16 protein-coding genes are annotated in these 22166 nt (G+C 60.0%); 6 read left to right on the top strand and 10 right to left on the bottom strand.

Features of this window, described 5'->3' with window-relative positions:
* Positions 1-28 precede the first annotated feature (28 nt).
* Positions 29-1339 (top strand): L-fuconate dehydratase, encoded by a 1311-nt coding sequence (locus tag AC1ENN_RS13875; RefSeq protein ID WP_449647792.1) that lies wholly within the window; start codon positions 29-31, stop codon positions 1337-1339.
* On the opposite strand, the gene AC1ENN_RS13870 is transcribed toward AC1ENN_RS13875, so the two are convergent.
* The 5 genes from AC1ENN_RS13870 to AC1ENN_RS13850 form a co-directional block, all read right to left on the bottom strand.
* Entirely contained in the window at positions 1309-1680 is a 372-nt protein-coding gene (locus AC1ENN_RS13870) for a hypothetical protein (protein ID WP_480406297.1), read from the bottom strand. The genes AC1ENN_RS13875 and AC1ENN_RS13870 overlap by 31 nt on opposite strands.
* On the bottom strand, positions 1680-2117 hold the full coding sequence (locus AC1ENN_RS13865) for a hypothetical protein (RefSeq protein ID WP_480406296.1): 438 nt from the start codon (positions 2115-2117) through the stop codon (positions 1680-1682). Before AC1ENN_RS13865 ends, AC1ENN_RS13870 begins: the two co-directional genes overlap by 1 nt.
* Positions 2114-2623 carry a hypothetical protein gene (locus tag AC1ENN_RS13860; RefSeq protein WP_480406295.1) on the bottom strand — a complete coding sequence of 170 codons (510 nt, stop codon included), beginning with the start codon at positions 2621-2623 and terminating at the stop codon, positions 2114-2116. The genes AC1ENN_RS13865 and AC1ENN_RS13860 overlap by 4 nt, the downstream gene beginning before the upstream one ends.
* Complete coding sequence (locus AC1ENN_RS13855) at positions 2623-3192, bottom strand: hypothetical protein (RefSeq protein WP_480406294.1); 570 nt, start codon at positions 3190-3192, stop codon at positions 2623-2625. The genes AC1ENN_RS13860 and AC1ENN_RS13855 overlap by 1 nt, the downstream gene beginning before the upstream one ends.
* A gap of 109 nt (positions 3193-3301) precedes the next feature.
* The gene (locus AC1ENN_RS13850) at positions 3302-3811 is read right to left on the bottom strand and encodes a hypothetical protein (RefSeq protein ID WP_449647787.1); all 510 of its coding nucleotides are present in this window, start codon (positions 3809-3811) and stop codon (positions 3302-3304) included.
* An 822-nt stretch (positions 3812-4633) separates the two neighbouring features.
* On the opposite strand from AC1ENN_RS13850, the gene AC1ENN_RS13845 reads away from it, so the two are divergent.
* On the top strand, positions 4634-6172 hold the full coding sequence (locus AC1ENN_RS13845; protein ID WP_480406293.1) for a sugar transferase: 1539 nt from the start codon (positions 4634-4636) through the stop codon (positions 6170-6172).
* A gap of 324 nt (positions 6173-6496) precedes the next feature.
* Here AC1ENN_RS13845 and AC1ENN_RS13840 read toward each other — a convergent pair whose 3' ends face one another.
* Positions 6497-7564 carry a glycosyltransferase family 4 protein gene (locus tag AC1ENN_RS13840; protein ID WP_480406292.1) on the bottom strand — a complete coding sequence of 356 codons (1068 nt, stop codon included), beginning with the start codon at positions 7562-7564 and terminating at the stop codon, positions 6497-6499.
* Between the two features lie 82 nt (positions 7565-7646).
* Between AC1ENN_RS13840 and AC1ENN_RS13835 the strand changes: the two genes are divergently transcribed.
* Positions 7647-8411: a CDP-alcohol phosphatidyltransferase family protein gene (locus tag AC1ENN_RS13835; protein WP_449647784.1), complete on the top strand. Its 765-nt coding sequence runs from the start codon at positions 7647-7649 to the stop codon at positions 8409-8411.
* Here AC1ENN_RS13835 and AC1ENN_RS13830 read toward each other — a convergent pair.
* The 3 genes from AC1ENN_RS13830 to AC1ENN_RS13820 are packed head-to-tail and all read right to left on the bottom strand — an operon-like array spanning position 8408 to position 11603.
* Entirely contained in the window at positions 8408-9328 is a 921-nt protein-coding gene (locus AC1ENN_RS13830; RefSeq protein ID WP_449647783.1) for a hypothetical protein, read from the bottom strand. The two genes, AC1ENN_RS13835 and AC1ENN_RS13830, sit on opposite strands and share 4 nt — an antisense overlap.
* The gene (locus AC1ENN_RS13825) at positions 9325-10428 is read right to left on the bottom strand and encodes a Gfo/Idh/MocA family protein (RefSeq protein WP_480391470.1); all 1104 of its coding nucleotides are present in this window, start codon (positions 10426-10428) and stop codon (positions 9325-9327) included. The genes AC1ENN_RS13830 and AC1ENN_RS13825 overlap by 4 nt, the downstream gene beginning before the upstream one ends.
* Positions 10425-11603 carry a DUF1972 domain-containing protein gene (locus AC1ENN_RS13820; protein ID WP_480406291.1) on the bottom strand — a complete coding sequence of 393 codons (1179 nt, stop codon included), beginning with the start codon at positions 11601-11603 and terminating at the stop codon, positions 10425-10427. Before AC1ENN_RS13820 ends, AC1ENN_RS13825 begins: the two co-directional genes overlap by 4 nt.
* Positions 11604-11775: 172 nt before the next feature.
* Here AC1ENN_RS13820 and AC1ENN_RS13815 point away from each other — a divergent pair, with 172 nt between their 5' ends.
* The 3 genes from AC1ENN_RS13815 to AC1ENN_RS13805 all read left to right on the top strand — a co-directional run bounded on the left by AC1ENN_RS13815 (position 11776) and on the right by AC1ENN_RS13805 (position 20171).
* Positions 11776-12453, top strand: coding sequence for a hypothetical protein (locus tag AC1ENN_RS13815; protein WP_480406290.1), 678 nt, complete (start codon positions 11776-11778; stop codon positions 12451-12453).
* A gap of 221 nt (positions 12454-12674) precedes the next feature.
* A complete protein-coding gene (locus tag AC1ENN_RS13810) occupies positions 12675-18959 on the top strand; it encodes a PKD domain-containing protein (RefSeq protein WP_480406289.1) in 6285 nt (2094 codons plus the stop codon).
* 9 nt (positions 18960-18968) lie between these two features.
* Positions 18969-20171 (top strand): MATE family efflux transporter, encoded by a 1203-nt coding sequence (locus AC1ENN_RS13805; RefSeq protein ID WP_480406288.1) that lies wholly within the window; start codon positions 18969-18971, stop codon positions 20169-20171.
* On the opposite strand, the gene AC1ENN_RS13800 is transcribed toward AC1ENN_RS13805, so the two are convergent.
* Positions 20168-21997 (bottom strand): right-handed parallel beta-helix repeat-containing protein, encoded by a 1830-nt coding sequence (locus AC1ENN_RS13800; RefSeq protein ID WP_480391466.1) that lies wholly within the window; start codon positions 21995-21997, stop codon positions 20168-20170. The two genes, AC1ENN_RS13805 and AC1ENN_RS13800, sit on opposite strands and share 4 nt — an antisense overlap.
* Positions 21998-22166 lie beyond the last annotated feature (169 nt).

The raw sequence follows: 22166 nt of genomic DNA, 5'->3' as shown, positions 1-22166 counted from the left end.
CTGTTCTGAGCAAGGAGAACTCTTCAGCATGACTACTATCACCAGCGTTGACGTCTACGACGTGCGTTTTCCGACGTCGCTCACCGCCGCCGGCTCTGACGCGATGAACAAGGATGGCGACTACTCGGCCGCCTATGTTGTACTCCGCACTGACGAAAAGGGCGTCGCGGGCTACGGCTTCACCTTCACCATTGGCCGAGGCAATGACATCTGTGCGCTCACTGCTGAACAGCGAGCTGCACCGCTCGTTGGTCGGGATGTTGACGAGATCGTCGGCGACCTTGGTGGCATCTACCGCGAACTGAAGTCTGATTCGCAATTGCGCTGGCTTGGGCCAGAGAAGGGTGTCGAGCACTTGGCGATGGCCGCCGTGATGAATGCCGTGTGGGATCTTGCTGCTCGCCGCGCGGGTAAGCCCTTGTGGCGGTTGCTCGCCGACATGACTCCTAAGCAGCTTGTCGACACCGCAGACTTCCAGTACCTCACCGACGCTCTCACCAAAGACGAAGCGATCGCGATGCTGAGCGAACTTGCTCCCACCAAGGAGCAGCGCATTGCCGAACTCACCGAGTCGGGCTACCCCTGCTACACAACGAGTGCTGGCTGGTTGGGCTACTCCGACGAGAAGCTTCGCCGACTCTGCCAGGAGGCTGTGGATGCCGGCTACCGCCACATCAAGCTGAAGGTCGGTGCGAATCTCGACGATGACATCCGGCGCTGCGGTATTGCCCGCGAAGTCATCGGTGCCGACGCGAAGCTCATGATCGATGCGAACCAAGTCTGGGACGTCAATGAGGCTATTGATTGGGTAAAGGCGCTCGCGCAGTTCGACCCGTTGTGGGTTGAGGAGCCGACGAGTCCGGATGACGTGCTCGGTCACGCTGCTATCCGCAAGGCCGTTGCGCCCATTGGTGTTGCGACGGGAGAGCACGGTATGAACCGTGTGCTCTTCAAGCAGATGTTCCAGGCCGAAGCCATCGACTTCTGCCAGCTCGACTCGGCCCGCCTCGCCGGCCCGAACGAGATCATTGCCGTGTACCTGATGGCCAAGAAGTTTGGCGTTCCGGTCTGCCCGCACGCTGGTGGCGTTGGCCTCTGCGAGCTCGTGCAGCACCTCTCGATATTCGACTACGTCGCTGTGTCGGGCACTCTCGAGAACCGGGTAACCGAGTTCGTCGACCACCTGCACGAACACTTCGTTGACCCCTGCATCGTCGAGAACGGCGCCTACCGGGTGCCGATGGCACCGGGCTACTCGGCGCAGATGCACGAGTCATCGGTCGCCGAGTTTTCGTTCCCCGATGGCAGCTACTGGGCGGGTGTGGCTGTCGCGTCGTAGTTGCGGGGAAGCCGCAGGATCACGCCGGTGACATCGTGCACGAGTGGGAGTTCGTACCGTCGGCTGCTGATCGTGTTGTAGCCCGCAGCAGCTTCACGCTGCTCGCGAGTCTCGACTCGGTTGTAGCCGAAGAACCGAATCCACCCGAGGGCGAGCCCGCTCGCTAGCGAGAGCGTGACCCCGGCCGGATACGCGACGGGAATGCCTTGCGTGCCGACGATAACCAGAGTGATCCCCACGATCTCGAGCATGACGCACAGGCCAATGAATTGACCGGCGAGGTGATGCAGGCGCCGTGCGCTTGATCCCGGCACGAGCGTCATTCTTTGTTCGAGAGGCATCACACCCACGCTTTCCACGTGCGGATCACGCGGGAGGTGCGGCGCGCCATCCACTTGTCGAGCTCGGGGTCGGCGCCGGGCGCTCCAAGCAGCGTGGGGGAGAGGAAACCGAGAAAGGGGCGCGTCTGGAGTTTCACCACTCCGCACTGCCCGAAGGCTTCAATCTGCTCCGCAATCTCGGCTACCTGGGCGTCGATGTCGCCGGGTTCGGTGTTGCTCTCGAAGACGAGATCGGGGCCGGCCTCAAGAACGTAGCCGCCGTCAGAAACCACGGTCACAGAGATGTCGACAGCCCCGGGCGTGGGTGGAGTGAAGTCAACTGTCGCCGTAAATGTGTTGAGGAATTGCGGATGCACGACGACCTGAATCGCCGGAAAGTGGGCTGCGATCCGCTCGGCCACCTTCTCGGCAACGAGTGCGGAAATGTTTGCGGTCACTTCAGCTCCTCCGGTCCACGGACCAACTCGATTCGACCGCGACCCCGATGGCGGTTCCATGGAATCCACGTTGCTGAAATGCGAAAAACGTTCAGCCCACGATGAATCTCCCACCCGACGCGAGTCCGCAACCCGCGCAGGCCCAGTGTGCCGTAGCCCGCCGGACCGCCGACGCCATACTGGTACCTCATTAGGGCGTGCACGAGTTCTGGCAGTGTTGCATCGGCCGAAATTTCTATCCCGCTTTGCCTCACCCCGTCGTTGGTTAAGTAGTTGCGCAGTCGTTGTGCAAACTCGGCGGGTTCCGGCTCACCGTTGACGTTCACATCGATAGAGACGCGTTCTCCGTGAACCGAGATGATCAGCCTGCGGCCGAGTGCATCGAACCCCTCGTACTCTTCGTTAACAACGTCGACCGCTTCAACGGCAAGACAGGCAGCTTCGATGGTGAGGAACATCGAAAGATCACCGTTCTCATCCAGAACGATCGGGAGCGTTGCACCCATTACGACGTCTCCTTGTGTGGCTGCAACAACTCAGACTTCTCAAAGTCGAGCGCGCGATCGAGGCTCGCCAGCGCGCGGCGCTGTGTGCGGTCGAAATGGACGAGGTCGCTGACTCGGGGTTCTGGGCTGCAATACTCCCCAAACTCCGCATTACCGGCTTGCCAGGTAATTAAGAAGGACTGAAGTGACTCCTGTGGGTCATCCAGCTCATCCCACGCCTCGCGATAGAGACTCACGGTGAGGAAGCGACAGACTCGTGCTGCCTCGGGGAAGGCGCGCAAACTCACGCTAAGTAGCTCCACTCCGATCTCGCGTTCTTCCTCACGGAAGCTGAACGCGATGCGCTCCTCCCGCGGTGTCAGTGTCATTCCTTCTTCGAACCGTTGGAGCGTTATCCGCACCGCATCAGAAACCGAAAGCAATCCGACTCGGTAGCCAACGCTCAACACCTCTTCTGTGAGCAGGCTTACTGGCAGTAGTGATTCCGGAAGCGGGGTGCTTGAGCAAACCAACTCCACTGAGAGTCGCTGGTCTTTGAACCACTGCTCACGCGGCTGCAGATCCTTCACGTACCCTTCAGCCCCCTCGTGATTCCTGCGCAGCACAGGATAAATCGACGCTATCGGTTGGGGGAGGCAACCTGCTAGAGAAAATGAGTTTTAGTGGGCGCTTGTACCTCTATCTGGGTGGAGAGCGTCGGTCGCGGAGGGTGAGTGACGGCTGCACAAGACCCGAGGGCGCAGGCTTGGGCTCGAGCGGCAGGGCGAGCAGTCGCACTGATGAGTTGAAGAAGTAGCCAGTCACGAGAAGCGTTTGAAGTAGGGAAATGATGCTCGCTGCTAGCGCGAACGGTCCGTGAGGGGTCTCGACGACGAGAAGCCATACTTCGTTCAGGGCGAGGATTGTCGTCAGCATGCCGAGAATGAACCCGGCTGGAGGGCGGGCGGTCGCTCGCCACCAGGGGCGAGGCGCCGCAAGTGGCTCGGCTGCGCCGCGAAAAGTTCGCACCCCCACGACAAATGCCAACGAGCTGAATGCCACCCCACACACGAGGGAAGCAGCAGGTGGTGCCCCCGCGGAATCGAGAACGAAGAACAGAAGTCTCCCGCTAATGAGATAGGTGCAGTAGAACGCCAACTTTGCCCACCACGCAACAATCCGGAACGGTCGGATGTTGACATCACTCATAGTGGACCGGAAACCTTTCGTGGGGTGATAGCTGAGTTCTCTTCGAAAACTACACCACGACCGTGACCACGACCGTCCCGGTGCCCGTGTGGACGGAAGGGCGCCGTCGTGCGGTTACGTTACCGCTGGTGAATTCGTAGACCACTTGGACGAGGTCCAGTCGGATTCGTGATCCGTGAAGCATGGGGGCGAACTCATCCTGGGGTTGCTGCTGGCTCGGCTGGCCCGCGCTAAGGAGCATGCGCCGAGTGTCGGGTATCCGGTGCAAGCGGCGGTGCGGCAGTAGTAGGCGTAATGACCGTGCAGTTGACCGCGAAGCACTCAATATCCGCGGACTTGCGCGAAATATCGACGCTAAAGATCTCCGTCGCGGGACCAATGCTCGACCCAGAACTGTGAAGAATTGGCAGTTACTCACCCGCTCATTCTTGAGGTCGGGCATGCCCATCGTGGCAGAGGACGTTTGCATTCGAATGCCCACATATGTCATCGACATCCATTCGACACGCCGGATGACCCCCTAAAGGGGGGTATGCCCCATCGGGGCAACGGGAGTAGTTTCACTCACTACCCCCTTATTGGGGGTCAGTACCCGCAAGAGCAGGCACCACCTACCCGCCCCGCAGCGCGTGCCAACCAGCGCGCCTCCCCCAGCGCCCGTCCCCCGTCGGGCGCAAGTTCTAGTGCGCAAAAAACCGACACCCGAAATGTCGTGATCCCGATGCAAGAGCCGTTTTACCCATCCCCAAAATCACCCGCCCCCAACCAGCACCCGAGCCTTACCCGCTGCCTGAGCACTCATTTCTCCCCGAGAGCTGAGAAATGAGTGAACTCAGAAAATTACCCGCCCAGCCCGCTCCCGAGCGAGAGCGCGGCCACCTGCGGTTGGTGGATTCAACCGACTTTCATCCGCTATCAGCAACCACGCGGCATCCAGAGTCAGGCTTGGCCTGGGCTCGCACGTATGAGACGAAACTACTCATTACGGATGCCGTAATCATTTGTTTCACGATGATCGCCGCGCTCTCGACCAGAGCAGAATTGACCAGCATCCCCGTCTTTCTCGTCAGCGTGAACCCCCTCATGTGGCTTGGCCTAGCTGGTGTCGCGATGATTTGGCTCGCGTTGCTCCAGATTTTCCACACTCGAGATCGGCGAGTAATCGGTGCCGGCGCCAACGAGTACAAGAGCCTCATCACCGCCAGCATGACCATGTTTGGGCTGCTATCCATCACGCTTCTGATCGTCGAAGCCGGCTTCCCCGGCAAAGGCGCAGTGCTGGCGATGGCGATCGGAGTCATCGTACTTCTCGCCAGTCGGTGGTCGTGGCGACGCTGGCTCACTCGGCAACGACGACTCGGCCGCGCACTTTCACGGGCCGTCATTGTCGGTACGAGCAGCGAAGTCGACTACGTCGTATCGCGAATCAAAGGCAACCTGAGTGCGGCATTCGCCGTTGTCGGAGTGTTGACGGAACCGGATTCTCAACACTCGCCGAAATCTGATTCCTCCACGAGGTATGAATTCGGTCCAGAACGGGTCGCTGCGACCGCTGCCGAGCTTGGCGCTGACGCTGTGATCGTTGCTGGTGATCATGGCTGCGGAAATGACTTCATCCGCAACCTTGCGTGGCAACTCGAGGGCACGGCCGCCGAGCTGATACTGGCTTCGCGGCTAGCGAATGTGGCAGGGCCGCGCATCCACTTTCGGCCCGTTGAAGGCCTTCCTCTTATCCACGTTGAAATTCCCCAGTTCGAAGGGGGAAAGCACGTCGTCAAGCGTGGCCTCGACATCGTTGTCTCTGCCCTCGCGCTTGCCTTTCTTTCGCCGCTCTTTCTCCTCTTAACTGTGCTGATCCGTTTGGACAGTCCAGGGGGCGCTCTCTTCAGCCAAGTGCGGGTGGGGCGCAACCTTGAAACGTTCCGAATGTTCAAGTTTCGTTCGATGGTCACGGATGCCTCCGAAAAGTTGGCTGAACTCACTCAGAAGAACGAGGGTTCGGGGGTGCTCTTCAAAATGAAGAACGATCCGCGAGTCACCAAAATAGGTCGATTCATCCGAAAGTATTCGCTTGATGAACTGCCACAAATCTGGAACGTGCTGAAAGGCGACATGAGCCTCGTCGGGCCACGTCCGCCGCTGCCCAACGAAGTGCGTGCGTATAAAGGGAAGGTAAACCGGCGCATGTACATCAAGCCTGGGCTTACCGGCATGTGGCAAATCAATGGACGGTCGGATCTGAATTGGGAAGACAGCATGCGCCTCGACCTCTACTACGTCGAGAACTGGTCGGTCGTCGGTGACCTCGTCATAATGTGGCGCACGTTCAAGGTACTCATCCATCCTGTCGGTGCGTACTAATGATGCGCGCGCCAGGGGACGTTCGCGCGACCGCGATGAACGGCCCAGACAACTACCACCAGTGCACCTCCTCTGCGCCCCAAGCGCCCTCACAGTTGCCGTCGGGAGGTATGTGAGGGTAAACACCCGTCGCTGATGTGTGCCACGAGAGGTGGGACTTTCGTGCACGCGAACGCTGCCACGTTGAGCAGAAGGGTCGTAATGGAACCGGCGGCCATCTCGGGAGGCCGCGGTGCCCTGCGATCCTGCTCGCTGGTATCGGGCGCCAAGTTCGCCAGCATTGCGAAGCGAGCTGCGCCATCAGCGGCGGGCTAACCTCCGGAGTCAGTTACCGGTGGTGCCGGCCAGAATTGTTGCGCGCAGTGAGTGAACGGAGGCCTCCCACGAGTAACCGAGATCGCCTGGCGCCGTGACTGCAGCTCGAGCGGGGGCAGAGCGGATCGCCTCAGCAATAGCGGGAACATTATCCGGATCCACATAGCTAGCATTCGCTCCCAAAATTTCGCGGAACACAGGGATATCGCTCACCACTACCGGTGCGCCAAAGTGGCGCGCTTCGAGGGAGGGAAGGCCGAACCCTTCGTCTCGGGTCACAAACAGGAGCAGCGCCGTGTTGCCATACAGCCACGCGAGTTCGTCATCGTCGATGAAACCAAGAAATCGAACCGCCCCACGTTCGACGGCCTCAGTAATATCGCCAGGAAGCTCAGCAGTGCGCCCTTGAGGCTCGCCAACGATCACGAGAGGCGAATCTGGAGTTGCCCGCCCTGACGAAAGCGCCGCTTGGATGGTGTTGGCGAGATTCTTGCGAGCGTTGAGTCTGCCTACGCAGAGCAAAAAATCTCCGGTGAATCCGTCGAGGCCTTGAGGCTTGCGGGGAACAGCATCCGCTAAGCCTCGCCCCACAGCAAGACCCACCGGAACGACAGTGCGGCCACGGCTCAGTCGACCAATGCGCTCGGCTTCGTTTCGTGATGACGTGAAGAGCCACGTGGCCCGGTGCGCCGTCAGCGGCATCAGGCTGAAGTAGAGGCGCTCGGTGAGAGTGAACCACTCCGGCGAGGTCAGAAACATGTAGTCGTGGATGAACACCGCTGTAGGCCCAAACGCTGGCGTGAAGTTGTGCGTGATGGTCACATCGGCGTGCAGCCGTTTCGCGACAAATGGCAATTCAAGAATCGCGCTCACGCCCTGTGGTTTCACTCGCGTGCCGACTACGGCGACCCGACTAGGCAGCTCTGAGGTGGCGACCTGAATGGATGCCCGGCGAACGGCGACGGTGATCTCGTCTTCAGGAAATTCGCGTTCCCAGGCCCAGATGAATTCGCGCAGAACCTGGCGATTCGAGGCAGGGCCTCGCGCCCACCAGAAGCCGTCGAAGAGAACGCGCATGCCCCCATGCTAGCCCCGCGGGTGTCATGCCCACCGGGGCATAACTCTCGACCAGTCGAGGGGCGTCGCGCTATGGTGAAACATGACCGCTACAGGGGAAAGCCCAGCAGCACCACTGGGATACCGTGCCATTGTCCGGCAGCTTGCGTCCGCCCAAAAATCAGGGCGGGGAGCGCCGCCGTACTCGCGCTGGATAAATCGCCGCCTTGGCCGTTTGCTCGCTGCCGGAGCATTCCTGATGGGCAGAACCCCCAATCAGGTCACCATGGCGAGTGCGACGTCGACGCTTGTGGCGCTGGTTCTTGTTTCCACCGTTCAGCCGGCGTGGTGGCTCGGTATTCTCGTTGCCGTCCTTCTGCTGCTCGGGTACGCCCTCGACTCGGCCGATGGACAGCTTGCCAGGCTGCGTGGGGGCGGAACCAAATCTGGTGAATGGCTTGATCACGTTGTTGATGCGTTCAAGATTGTGATTTTTCACGGCGTCATCCTCATTTCGTTTTATCGCTTCGGTGACGAGCTGCCGGATGCCGTGCTGCTGATCCCCCTCGGTTTCATTGTGGTGTCGTCGGTGTTCTTTTTCGCGATGATTCTCACTGACCAATTACGCCGGATTGCGTCGTCCGAGCGCGGGGAGGCGTATGCGAAGCCGAGTGGCGGCGGAGGCTGGTTGCAGACCATCGTTGCGATTCCGACGGACTATGCGGTGCTCTGCCTGTCGTTTGTGGTGTTCGGGTGGCTGAGCGGTTTTGTTGTCGTGTACGGGCTGCTGTTCGCCGCCAACGCTGTGATTCTCATCGCGGTACTCGCGCGCTGGTGGCGCGAACTGCGCACAATTGACGCTTCCTAGCTGGGGCGTTGCTCGAACTCGTGAACGAGCGCCATAGTGCTCTCGATGTGTCCGCGGCTGGAGGCTCCAAAAACGATCGATTCAATCCCGGGCTGGGCAAAAACCCACTCGAGGGCTTCGCGGGGGGCAATCGCGCCAGACGCAAATACTGACATCGCGACCGCTCTGAATGGGCGCTTGGCCAACGCATCCTGATAGGCCTCGGTTCCGCCAGACATGCGGAAGCCGATCTTGTTGATGTTCGAGCACACCAACGGGTTGTCGATCCCGGCGCTATCGAGGTGGTCGAGGAGCATGGGCAGGTTCATCGTGATGAACCCGGGTTCGGCTCCGTAGCGTGAGCGCACATGGTTGGCGAAGATCGCAAAAGCATCGGTGAAGCCAAGGCCGAGGAGTAGATCGACGACCACATTCTGCAGCCAGATCACGGGAGTATTGGCACCAGCGAAGCCGGCCATCTCAGCATCGACCAACAGTGTGATGATGCCCTCAATGTCTTTCTTCGCGAGCGAGCGCCCGCCGCGCATCATGGCATTCAGCAATCCTTCGTCTGGCAAGAATTTGCCGAGGGCTCCGAGGATGCCGTTCTCGGTGACGGCGTCGGCGTACTTGTGGGCGTAGGGCATGCAGGGGAAGAACGAAAAGCCGTCATATTTTTCGGGCTGCGATCGAACGCGGTCGACAACTTCGGAGATGCGGTCGTGAGTGGTGCACATGAGGGTGCGGATGCCGCTGTCGTAGGCATTGTCGACAACATCCATGATTGCGTCAATGCTGTGGAACCGCATCGCCTGCTCACGTGCTTTTTCTTCTGACCGATGGTTGATGCCAAAGAACTGATTGTCACCAAAAAGCACGCGGTCGAGTTTCGCCGGTGGCGATGCGAATGCCGAGGCCCGGTCTGTTGTTGTGGTCATGATCGTCTCCCCAGGAAGCTGCGACGTCGGGTCGGGACCGACGCCACAGACGGTGACGCACTCGGCACGGAGGTTGCAGCTGGACCGGCTGCGGCATCCTGAGTGAGTAGTTCGATGATTCGGTCAGTGACCGCAGCACTCGTGAAATCGTTCGTTGAGGGGAGGTCGGGGTCGTGAGTTCGCTGCACAAAGTGATCGAGTTGGGCGCTGTATTCTTCGCCGCGCAAGTAGAACCACACTTCGTCGGTGAGTTCGGTCGTGGACTTGATGTTCCAGCCCTGTTGGTAGCCCGCTGTTTCGGGGGCGGTGCTGCGCAAGTACACCTGAATCTCTTGGCGGTCGGCAATGATCTTGCCCTGGGTGCCGGAGATGCTCATGCGGGTTGTCATCTTGCGGTACGACTCGTCGGACCAGTTGACGGACAGTTGGCCGCTCACGCCGTCCGCAAAGTAAATCGTGCTGTATACCTCGTCTTCAGTATTCTCCGAGAAGATGCTGCCCAAAATTGTGCCGCCCACTCCGGTTGCGTCGCCGACAAACCACGTGGCGAGGTCGAGTGGATGCGCGGCGTAGTCATACAGGCACCCACCTCCCTCTGTGCGCTTGCTCCGCCACGTTGATCCCTTCGCCTTCAATACGACAGGGCCATACGATTCGGCTTGAACATGGGTAATGCGGCCGATGGCTCCAGCGTCGATCAGGCGCTTCGCCTCACGAAAGGTTGCGACGAATCGATTGTGATATCCCACCTGAGTGACGAGACCACGGGATGCCGCCAGCTCGGCCAACTCTGAAGACTCGGCCGAAGTGAGGGTGAGTGGCTTCTCGCAAAAGACGTGAAGTCCGTGTTCGAGCGCGGTGCGAACCATCGCGGCGTGAAAACGGGTGGGAGTCGCTATGAGCACCGCATCCAACTGAACGCTGTCGAGCATTTTGTCGAAGTCAGTGAACGTATTCAGTCCCGTGTACTTCGAGAGCACGCCAAGAATGTAGCCAGCCGAATCGACAACGGCATCAACAGAGACTTCGGGATGGGCTCGAATCATTGAGAGATGGGAGAGCCCCATTTTTCCTAAACCGACCACGCCAACACGAATCATGCGGACTCCTCCTGAGCTTGCTGGGGTTCGTGCACGTCGACGTAGAGTGCCAACAAATCTTCGTACTGCCCGGCGACGTGCTCCCAGGTGAACTCCGTCAGATGTCGGCTGCGGCTTGCCGCCGCGAGAGCGCGACGCTGGTCGGGTGAACCGAGCAGAGTCGACATGTGATCGGCAGCGTCATCCACCCCGGTGAAGTAGAACGCTCCATCACCCGCCACCCAGCGGTTGTAGGGATTGTCGTGGGCAATGACCGCATTACCTGCCGCCATTGCTTCGACGAGGGAAGGATTGGTGCCGCCAACGGTATGCCCATGCAGGTATCCGAGGGAGTGGAATCGTAGAGCCGCTACCTCATCCGGTTCGTAGATGGGGCCGACGAACAGCACCTCGTCACTCGCTGCCTCTCGAACGGCGCGGGTGTAGGGGTCACTGTCGTCGTAGGTTCCGAAGACCGCGAGTTGATGACCCCGCTTTTCGCGGGAGAATGCGGTCACCAGTTCGAGAATCGAATTCTCTGGAATCGGGCGACAGATGAGCGTGAGATAGTTCCCCGGAGTGAGGCCGCGAGTCGTCACGGGGAGCGTATCTGCCTGCTCAACCGCATGAGCGCCATACGTGATCGTGACCAACTTGGAGCGGCGCGCACGGGTAGCGAGATAGGTTTCGATCACCGGATGATCGGCAATGAGTCGATTGCCCACCCAGCAGGCGATCCGCTCGTTGATCCACAGAATGGCTTGGCGGCCTTTGCCCCAGCGGGACCTCGACCACTCGATGCCATCCATGTTGATGACGTTCGGGATGCGTTTGATGCGTTGGATGATGTTGAAGACGGCGGTGTTGTAGCCGAACGTCAGGCAGACATCCCGAAACCGTGATGCATGGCGGATGGAGGCGAGGTCGAAACTGGCGGTTCCCAGCCAACCTTCTCGATGCTGGGGGATCATCACCCGCTCGATGCCATTCCATTTGTCGTACGTTGTTGGACCGGTGCCCGGCACTTGGCAGTAGACGATAGCGCGCCACCCGCGGTCACGAAGAAAGAGGGCAACGTTCTCTGCGGCAGTTTCGAAACCACCGTAGGCGGCGGGGATTCCGTGGGTTCCCAAGATACGCACAGTGGGCTGGCGGGCGTTCGGAAGGCGGGCGTTGGCGGAAATGTGGTTTTTCAACTGTCCATCCTCCTGGCAGTGCCTCAAGAATTTCGAACAGACCCCCCACTGTCTGGACTCGAAAGTGTACGCCGCACGTCAATGGGCATTCCTCCCCAGAACTGGGGGTTATGTCAATGGTGCTGCGGGTGTATGTTCCAACCCCGTACATTCCCGAAGTCACGGAGCTGCCATGACACAGTCGAAGCATCCCCGTGGCGAGGTCGAGCCCTACGAAGCTGAGGCCGCTCCGGCGTGGCTTGGCACACGTTCTGCGAAAATTCTTGCGGCGTCGATAGTGGTCGCCATTGTGGTGGGGCTTGGCGTGGTGTTGTTTCTTCAGTTCGCACCGAAGTCTGTAGTGGGAACATTGCCCACTTCGTCGCCAACCTCGGGGGCCGGGGTTGAATCGCCGGCCGCTTCGTCGTCGCCGGCGCCCACTGACGGCCCGGTAGTGCCTGACGTTGCTCCGATCGCTATCGACAAACCCGGAGTGATCACGACTGGTCTTGCCGCTCAGATCAGCAAGGTCGAAGAGGTCGACGGAACAGCGCGGGGTCCCGGCGAAGTTGCGGGGCCATCGCTGCGGGTGACTATCACGATCACGAATACATCGTCGGATGCCGCGACACTGCGCACCGCGGTTGTGAGCTGCTATTTCGGCGCCGACCGCACCCCCGCGCAGGAGCTTCGCGAACCAGGAGGTGTACCACTTCCGGAATCGGTCTCCGCAAATTCTGCGGTGGATGGTGTCTATGTCTTCACTGTCCCACCCGAAGAGCGCGACAACATCACAATCTTGATTGACTACTCCGTTGATGTGTCTCCGCTAGTATTTCAGGGCGATGCCGCGGAATTGATCGCCCGCTAGGTTGCCCGCAAGCTCCGCCGTTAGCGACGGAGTTTCTGCGCGCCCGTCGGCAGGCGTGAAAACGTGACCCCCTTTCGGGGGGCACCCGAAGAGGGGTAAAGGGAGTATGGTGTGCCTCCAAGTGGAACCCGAAATACCCACAAACCCCGAAAAGGCACCCCATGCGCGCAACTCGCCATATGCCACCGAACCCACTGAGACTGATTTCAGCCGCAGCAACGATGACATTAATCGCAGCCCTGCTTACCGTGATGCAGCCCATTGTGGCTGTAGCCGACACCGCAGCGAGCCCACCTCTGCCATCGACGGTTTCGTCGGATCCACTGCCAACGCCCCAGATCAATGGTGTGGTCTGGGATCAGGTCATCGTCGGCAATACCGTCTACGTCGCCGGCAACTTCACAAAAGCGCGCCCGTTCGGTTCTGCGGCGGGAGTCAACGAGGTCAACCGCCCGTACATGCTCTCGTACAACCTCACCACGGGAGCACTGCTCCCGTGGGCGCCAACGTTCGACGCCCAGGTTCGAGCAATCTCCGCATCGCCGGACGGAACCCGACTGTACGCCGTCGGTGACTTCACGACGGTCAACGGCACATCCAAGGCCCGCATCGTGGCGTTCAACACCGCAACGGGCGCGATCAACACTGCCTTTGATGCCCGAGCGAACTATCGTGTGTACGCGGTCGTCGCAACGAATACTGCCGTCTACTTCTCGGGACCATTCACTTCGGTTAGCGGAAGCACCCGCCTCGGTGGTGCAGCAGCTTTAGCCTCGAATGGTGCTGTGACGCCGTGGGCTCCTGAACTCGCTGGCGGCCGGGCATTCGGCATCGTAATTTCGCCCGACGAAACGAAAGTCGTGATTGGTGGAGACTTCACCACTGTCAACGGTTCCGGCAATCCCGGCTACGGGCTGGCGATGGTTGATGCCAGCGTTGGAGCGCTCATCACCCCGTTCGCCGCGAACAACTCTGTCCGCAATGCAGGGCTCGACGCTGCGATCTTCTCGCTCGCTTCCGACTCTGACAGCTTCTATGGTTCGGGCTATGTCTATGGTTCTGGCGGAAACCTTGAGGGCATGTTCCGTGCCAACTGGTCCGACGGAGCAATCGTGTGGATTAACGACTGCCACGGTGACACCTATTCCGTTTCGCCGGCGCCCAACGGCGCTATCTATGCGGCAGGCCACTCGCACTACTGCGGCAACATTGAAGGCTTCCCGCAGACCGATCCCTGGTCATTCAGCCGCGGTATCGCGTTTAGCAAAGATGCAACCGGATCAATCTCTAACGACCCCTACGGCTACCCCAACTGGGCAGGCAACTCCAGTCCCTCACTTCTGAACTTCTTCCCCGACATCAACCTAGGAACCTTCACTGGTCAGTACCAGGGCCCGTGGGATGTCAGCTCAAACGCTGAATACACGGTCTACGGCGGCGAGTTCACGAGAGTGAACGGCCAATCTCAGCAAGGACTTCTCCGCTTCGCTGTGCCGTCGATTGCCCCCAACCTTGATGGCCCACGCCTAACCGGCAACGACCTCGTGCCGAAGATGACATCACCAGCGCCAGGAACAATCGCGCTCAGCTGGACCGCTGACTGGGATCGTGACAACGAGAACCTGACGTACCACCTCATCCGTGATGGCAAGAGTGCTTCGCCGATCTACGTGACAACTCAGGATGCTCGTTTCTACGACCGGCCAACCATGACGTACATCGACACCGGTCTCACCCCCGGCCAGACCTACACGTATCGACTGCGCGCCATCGACCCCTACGGCAACAATGGCTGGGGAACAACGGTCTCGTATACCGCGGGAACCACGGGTCAACTCAGCGACTATGCGAGCGCTGTCATGAACGACCAACCCACGAGCTACTGGCGTCTCGGCGAATCGGGAGGCAACACTGCGGTGGACAGCCTTGGCCGCGACAACTCGACAGCCAACAGCGGCGTCGGCTTCGGGGCATCCGGAGCAATCATTGGCGATAGCAACACGGCGGCCAACTTCACGGGTAGCTCGAACAGTTACACGGGATCGCAGGCGCTCGTCTGGCGCGACAATACCTTCTCGGTTGAAGCCTGGTTCAAGACCACGACGAACTCTGGCGGCAAGATTGTCGGATTCGGCAATCGTCAGTCCGGCAATTCCACCAACTACGACCGCCATATCTACATGGATTCATCCGGAAAAGTGAACTTCGGTGTTTACACCGGCAGCACTCGGATTGTGCAGAGTGCTAAGTCATACAACGACGGCCAGTGGCATCAGGTAGTCGGCAGTATGAGCGCCAGCGGAATGGAATTCTTCGTTGACGGCGTGCGCATCGGAGTGGAACCCAGCGTCATCTGGGGCCAAAACTACTGGGGCTACTGGCGTATCGGTGGCGACCGCAGCTGGAGTGGCTCTGACTACTTCAACGGTGCCATCGACGAAGTAGCCGTGTACCCGAAGCCCCTCACGGCAACACAGGTGCAAAACCACTTCCTGCTCTCGGGCCGCTCACTCTCCGGGCCTCCGGCACCAACCGACAGCTACGGTGCGGCAGTCTACGAGGCAAGTCCGCAACTGTACTGGCGTCTGGCTGAAGCCTCCGGGTCAGCGGTAAATGACGCTGGATTGCAGGGCATCAACGGAAACCTGAGCGGAACCTATACCCGCAATGTTCCTGGAGCTCTCGGCGGCACCACGAACAGTGCGACTCAATTCACCCAGGGTCTCGCCGCGACGGCGATTTCATTGCCCAACCCGTCAACGTTCTCGAGTGAAGTCTGGTTCAGAACCAGCAGCACGAGCGGTGGCAAGCTCGTCGAGTTCGGGTCATCCGCTACAGGTACCGCCAGCAGCTATGGCGATCACCTGATGATGCGCAACGACGGAACTCTCGTCTTTGGCACCGGAAGTAGCACCGTTTCGACTGTCGGCTCGTATAACGACGGCCAGTGGCATCAGGCGGTGTCGACGCAGGGATCAGCAGGATTGCGACTCTATGTCGACGGCGCGCTTGCGGGCACGAGTGCTGCGACACCGAGTCAGACGTTCTCGGGATACTGGAGGCTCGGACGAGGAAACACCGTTGGTGTTGCATCGTCGAACTACTTCAGCGGCGACCTCGATGAGTTTGCGGTTTACCAGACCGTATTGACCGCGAGCGAAGTAAGCCAGCACTACCTTCTTGGCACCGCCAATCAAGCACCAGTGGCACAGTTCACTCACTCCGAAGCCGATCTTGTCGCTAGTTTCGACGCCACAGGTTCGTCAGATCCAGACGGCACAATCGCATCGTACGAGTGGAACTTCGGCGACGGCGGTACAGGCAGTGGGGCGCTTATCGACCACACCTACGCCACGGCCGGAACCTACACCGTCACGGTGACCGTTACTGACAACAAGGGTGCCTCGGCAACCAGATCCGAATCAGTGACGGTTCTGGCGGCCAATGTTGCCCCCACCGCGGCATTCACCTTCGGTGTCACCGACAACGTTGTGAGTTTCGATGGGGCCGGCTCGTCAGATCCTGACGGCACCATCGGCTCCTACAGTTGGGACTTCGGCGACGGAGCGACCGCGAACGGTGTCAGCACGAGCCACGTGTATGCGGGCGCTGGCAACTACACGGTGGTGCTCACGGTCACCGACAATCAGGGCGCGACCGGCACGCTGTCGCAGCAAGTGACGGCGCTCGCACCGCCAGCAGTGACCGTGCTTGCTCGGGATGAGTTCTCGCGCACGCAAGCCTCTGGTTGGGGCACCGCGGCTGTAGGCGGGGACTGGTCGACCAACACCGACAGTAGCTTCTCCGTCGCATCCGATGTCGGCGTCGTGAACCACAGTTCCTCAGGAACAACCAGGCACGCGTGGCTTCCCTCGGTCTCGACCGACGATGTCACGGTGAGCACCAGCATCTCGATCGACAAGGCAATCACCGGTGGTGGAGCATATACCGGAGTGATCGTTCGCGAGGTCGGAAACAGCTTCTATCAAGCACGCGTGCGGTACTTTTCGAATGGCACCCTCGCGTTCCAGCTCCTGAACGGTGGATCGACAAGCATTGCCTACACGGATGTCCCCGGTCTGACCTTCACCGCGGGCGATGTGCTCCTGGTGAAGGCGCAAGCATTCGGAACTTCGCCGACCACCATCCGTGGCAAGGTCTGGAAGCAAGGCACCGCAGAGCCAACGGACTGGACGCTCGAAGCCACATCGTCAGTCGCAGCTCTGCAGAACCCGGGCGCGGTCGGACAGTACAGCTACGTTTCCGGCTCCGCGACCAATGCACCGGTGCATGTCAGCTACGACAGCTTCCTCGCTATTGCTGGACACGCTGATGGCGGTGGTGGCACTCCGGCCAACCAGGCTCCGACCGCATCCTTTACCAGTTCGGTAAGCACTCTGACTGCAAGCTTCGACTCGACTGCCTCTACTGACCCGGATGGCACTATCGCCTCGCGGTCATGGAACTTCGGCGATGGGCAGAGCAGCACTGCAACCAGTCCGGTCCATACCTACGCGACAGCGGGCACGTATCAAGTGGTCCTCACCGTCACGGACAATCAGGGAACGACGGGAACGGTGACGAAGCCGGTAACGGTCACTACCAACCCTGCGAACCAGCCACCAGTGGCAGCGTTCACGCTCGATCTGGCTGGACTTGCTGCATCCTTCAACGCGAGCGGCTCCAGCGATCCCGACGGCACCATTGCCAGTTATGCCTGGAACTTCGGTGACGGCCAGACCGGTACCGGAGCAACAGCGTCGCACAGCTACGCGACTGCAGGCTCGTACACGGCGACACTCACTGTCACGGACAATCAGGGCGCGACCACAGCTGTCACCCATCAAGTCGCCCCCAACATTGTGGCGGGCATCCCGGCGACCGCAAAAACCGTCGTGGTGATTATGGAAAACAAGTCCGACACCCAGGTCATTGGTAGTGCAGCGGCGCCGTATATCAACGCACTCGCGGCTGAAGGCGCGTTGATGACCGAGTCGTTCGCCGTGATCCGCCCGAGTCAGCCGAACTACCTTGCACTGTTTAGTGGCTCACTCAACGGAGTCACCACCAACGACTGCCCAAACACGTTCACGACAGCGAACCTGTACAACCAGTTGACGGCCAACGGCAAGAGTTTCGTAGGGTACTCGGAGAGCCTTCCGAGTGTCGGATTCACCGGCTGTGAGAGTGGAGCCTACGCGCGCAAACATAACCCTTGGGTGAACTGGCCGTCGATTCCCGCCGCCGTGAACCAACCATTTACGGCGTTCCCCACCGACTATTCGACTCTGCCCGATGTGTCATACGTGGTACCAAACCTTCAGCACGACATGCACGATGGCACGATCGCTGAAGCAGATATGTGGCTGCAGTCCGCCATCGGTGGCTACGTCAACTGGGCCAAAGCAAACAACAGTGTGCTGATCCTCACCTGGGATGAAGACGAAGGTGGCGGACCGAACAAGATCCCGACGATCTTTGTCGGCGAAAAGATCAAGACCGGTCAGTTCTCGCAAACCATCGATCACTACGACGTACTCCGCACAATCCAAGATACGTACTCGATACCATCTAACGATCTCAGCGCGGCAGCAGCGCCCATCACCAACATTTGGCTTGGAGCGAATCAGACACCCAACGCTGCGTTCACCTCTGCGGCCAGCGATCTCACCGCAACCTTCAACGGATCGACATCGAGCGACCCCGACGGAACGATCAGTTCGTACGCGTGGAACTTCGGCGACGGGCAAACCGGCACTGGGGTCACCGCAGCGCACAGCTACGCGACCGCCGGCAACTACACCGTCAGACTCACGGTCACCGACAATCAGGGTGCAACCGGAACGACGACTCAACAAATCACAGTCACTGCCCCCGGAGGCCCGATCGCACAGGATGACTTTGGGCGCACAGTAGCTGCCGGCTGGGGAACCGCCAACACCGGTGGTGCCTGGTCGACGAACGTGAACTCCAGCTTCAGCGTGTCGAGTGGGGCGGGCTTCGCTCGACACACCACCCCGGGATCGACACGTCGCGCCATGCTTTCCGATGTGAGTCAAACCGCCACCGAAGCTCAGGTCGAACTCTCGGCAGACAAGGTCGCCGAATCCGGACACATCGTGGTGGGAATCATTGGACGCCAGGTTGGCTCGGCCTTCTACCAGGCGCGGGCCCGGCTGCAACCCGGCGGAGTCGTTGGGCTCCAGATAATGTCTGGATCCTCATCTGTCCTTGCCAACATGACGGTACCCGGCCTCACCTACGTTGCCGGCGACACTCTAGTTCTTAAGACGAGCGTGAGCGGAACTAGCCCCACAACGATGACTGCGAAGCTATGGAAAGTCGGCGAAACGGAACCGGCAGGCTGGCAACTGAGTACAACCGATTCGACTGCCGCGCTGCAGGCGGCAGGCTCGATCGGATTTGAAAGCTACCTGTCGAGTTCAGCCCCCAACGCACCCGTCACTATCCGCTACGACAACTTCCTCGTTCGACTCCCTCAGTAGTCTGGCAGTGTGACTGGCAAACGCACCGCCCTGGGGGCAATCGGATCGCAGGGCATGCAAGCCCTGTCAAGTTTCACGATCCAGGTCATCGTTGCGCGCACTCTCGGCTTCGATGGTCTCGGGGCGTTTGCGATTGCCTACGGCGTGATGGTGCTCGTGGCCGGAGTCGCGAGTGGAATGGTCGGCGACTCTCTGGTGGTTGTGGAGCGTCGCGAACGCAGCATCCGCTCCGCTCTCGAACAGTATGCGGTCGGCATTGCGATACTGGCGGCTCTGGCTTCGTCAGCAGTCGCGTGGGCCTCTGGACTTCTGGATGCTCGAACCGCACTGGTATTTGGAGCGGCCGTCGCGCTCTTCGCTCTCGAAGAAATCATGCGCCGACTTCTCATGGCCGGCTTCGGCTTCTGGCGGGTGATGCTGATCGACTTCGTATCGTTCGCGGTCGCTCTCGCCGTGATTGGCGTCGCCGCCCTGACGGGGCCACTCAGCCTGTTCATCTTTCTCGGAGCTATTGCGATCGGCCAGTTCGCCGCCATCGCCTGTGGTGTCATCCTTCTGCCGACCGAGGAACGCTTCGTCGTTGGCTTCACTCGTGGGGGCATCGCCGCCGTATTCCGCTACGGCATCTGGCGCTCGGGGCAACAGTTTTTGCGCCCGGCCATGCTCACTGCTGTGCGCACGCTCATCACCCTGCTCGCCAGTCTGGCAGCGACAGGACTTCTCGAGGCCGGCCGCGTCTACGTAGCACCGGCGACTCTCGCCGTGAGCGGGCTCAGCTCGTACCTCTTCATCTCATTCGCGAACGATAAGAAGAAACCGCTCGGAGAAAAACTACGCCGGGCCGATCGCTCTGTTCTTGCTCTCGTCGGATTCACGGTGTTGGTCGGAGCAGTCTTGGTTGCCGCGCTGCCCTGGATAGGTGCAGTGCTCTTCGGGACAGCACCCGATCTATTGGCCGTGGTTGGTTGGATTGCCTACACGGCATCTATTGCTGCGGTAACTCCCTACGGCGCTCTTGCCGCCGTCGGTGGGCGGCAAGCCGCAGTGTTCGCGGTGCGCGCGATCGACACGATCGTTGCGATTGGATTCGTGTGGATTGTTCTTGCCGCTGGCGTCGGAGTGCAGTGGGTTCCCGCGGCGCTCGCTGTGGCATCCATTCTGGGCGGGCTTGCCATCAGGTGGTTGATCTTGGTGCCGTTGGTTCGCCGCTAATCCAACGCAGCGGCTACAGCAGGGAACGCGGCAAAGGTTGTGGCGACCCAGGAGGGGATCTCTGGTTGCGATGTGGGCGTACCGTCGTCACGGTCGACTTCTTCGGTTCCGCGAAACTCGACACCGCTGTTCTCTTGGCCCGTGCTGCGCGTGACATCGTCGAGTGAACTGAGCAGAGTCACATCACCGGGTGCCATTGGCCACGCAATGATCGTTTGAGGATCCCCGTCATTGTTGCGGGCAAACAGATTATTTTCGACCGTGATGCCGAAGTCGTCGGCGCTTCGAGTGCGTGAGTAGTCTTCGATCCAGATCAGGGCGCGATCCCCGCCCCCAAGCAGAGTGTTCCCGACGATTGTGACGTCAGTTCCCAGCCACGTCATCTCGGGATCATCCATATAGCGTTCATCGTGGCCGGGAACGCTCTCGTCACTCTTCACGCGGTGGTCTTGAAGCACCGCGATTGCATTCGTATTACCGACGACCAGATTGTTTCTGATTTCAACACTGCTCGTGTCGTTGATCTTCAGGCCGAGAATGCCATTGTCGGCGATGTAGTTGTCGGCGATCACAGCTCTCGCTGACAGCTCAAGGAACGCACCGTGACCGCGGTTGCCGACGAGTTTGCTCCCCGTGACTGCAATGTCACGGCAGGATTGATCGAACCAGAGACCGGTCGCGTTATTGTTCGAGAATTCAGAATTGCTGACAACCACCGTGCGTGTGCGAGTGAGCTTCATCCCTCCCGCTACTGGCGCCCGGTTGAACCACTCGGTGTTGTTGTCGGATGCGTTGAGGCCATTCACGACAAGGCCGTCGGCGTAGTTGGCTGCCACCCCGAGCATCCCATTTCTGGTTGACGTCACAGCGTTCAATGTCACCTGTGCCGCGGTGATAAAGATCCCAGTGGTTGCGGACTCCGAGACCACAACATTCTCGAGCGTCACGTTGGGGCGTTCGATCGTCACGGCTCCGTAGTCGGGGACCGAAGGAGAATAGCGACGGATGCCGATGCCTCGGATTACGGTTCCCTCAGCGCGAATGCTGACGGCGCGCTGCAGTTGGCTCGCATGCACTACGTGACCGGTGGGATCAGCACCAACGAAAAGCATCCCGCCATCCTCGTCATGAAAAAAGGAGGTCGACGATAGCTCGTCGAGGGTGCCGACCTGCGTGAGCGGTTTGTCATCCCACCACATTTGGTCAGGATGGGCGGCGAGTGGGTGCTTCTCGGTGACAAAGTTCCAGTGCTGTTCAGTATTGTCTTCGGCCCCGCGGGTATAGGTGGGGCTTGAGTCGAAGACGACATTCCACGGGGTCGACCAGTGTGCGCCATCCAGCATCCAGCCTTCGGTCACTTGGCTCCCGTCTAACCAGACGGCTTCTTCGGGGTAGGACTGCACGGTGAGTGGTGTGCCATCAGGGATAGTGACGGTCTCGTTGTACTGGCCTTCACGTAAAACAATTGTCGAGCCAGCGGCGGCTCGCGAGATCGCCGCCTTAATTGTGCGTAGCGGAGATTCTAGGCTGCCGTCACCGTCGTTGTCGCCGGTGGGAGACACATAGAGTGCATCGGCCGGAGGGCTATACGAAGTGGTGCCGATGGCGGCAGCTCCAGCGTCTGTTGCGTTCGACCCAGCATCTGGGTGCGCGCCAACTCCTGCAACGAACGGGATCGGCGGCAGGGGACTCTCGCCCTGCGGAGCAAACTGTGTTGCCGCAAGCGAACCCGCGATGATCGCGGTGGTGACCCCAACGAGGATGGTCGCAGTAATGACGCGACGGCGCTGCGAAGACCGCGTGGTGGTCTCTTTCGCAGTGGGCACGGGTACTCCTCACAGTTCGCTGGGCATTGCGGCGCTTTGGCGCTCGCCGTGCTGCGGAACCTAAATCTATCCTCCCAGAATCGTGCGATACCTACTAGGGTAAGGAAAACCCTGATGTGCTTGGTCGGTTCTCTACCCTGACGCCGACTAGTTGTTTCCCCTCCCGACT

The organism is Rhodoglobus sp. G.S.23 (assembly GCF_056675935.1).
Note: the sequence above shows the minus strand (reverse complement) of the source record. Positions and strands in the feature narration are given on the sequence as shown.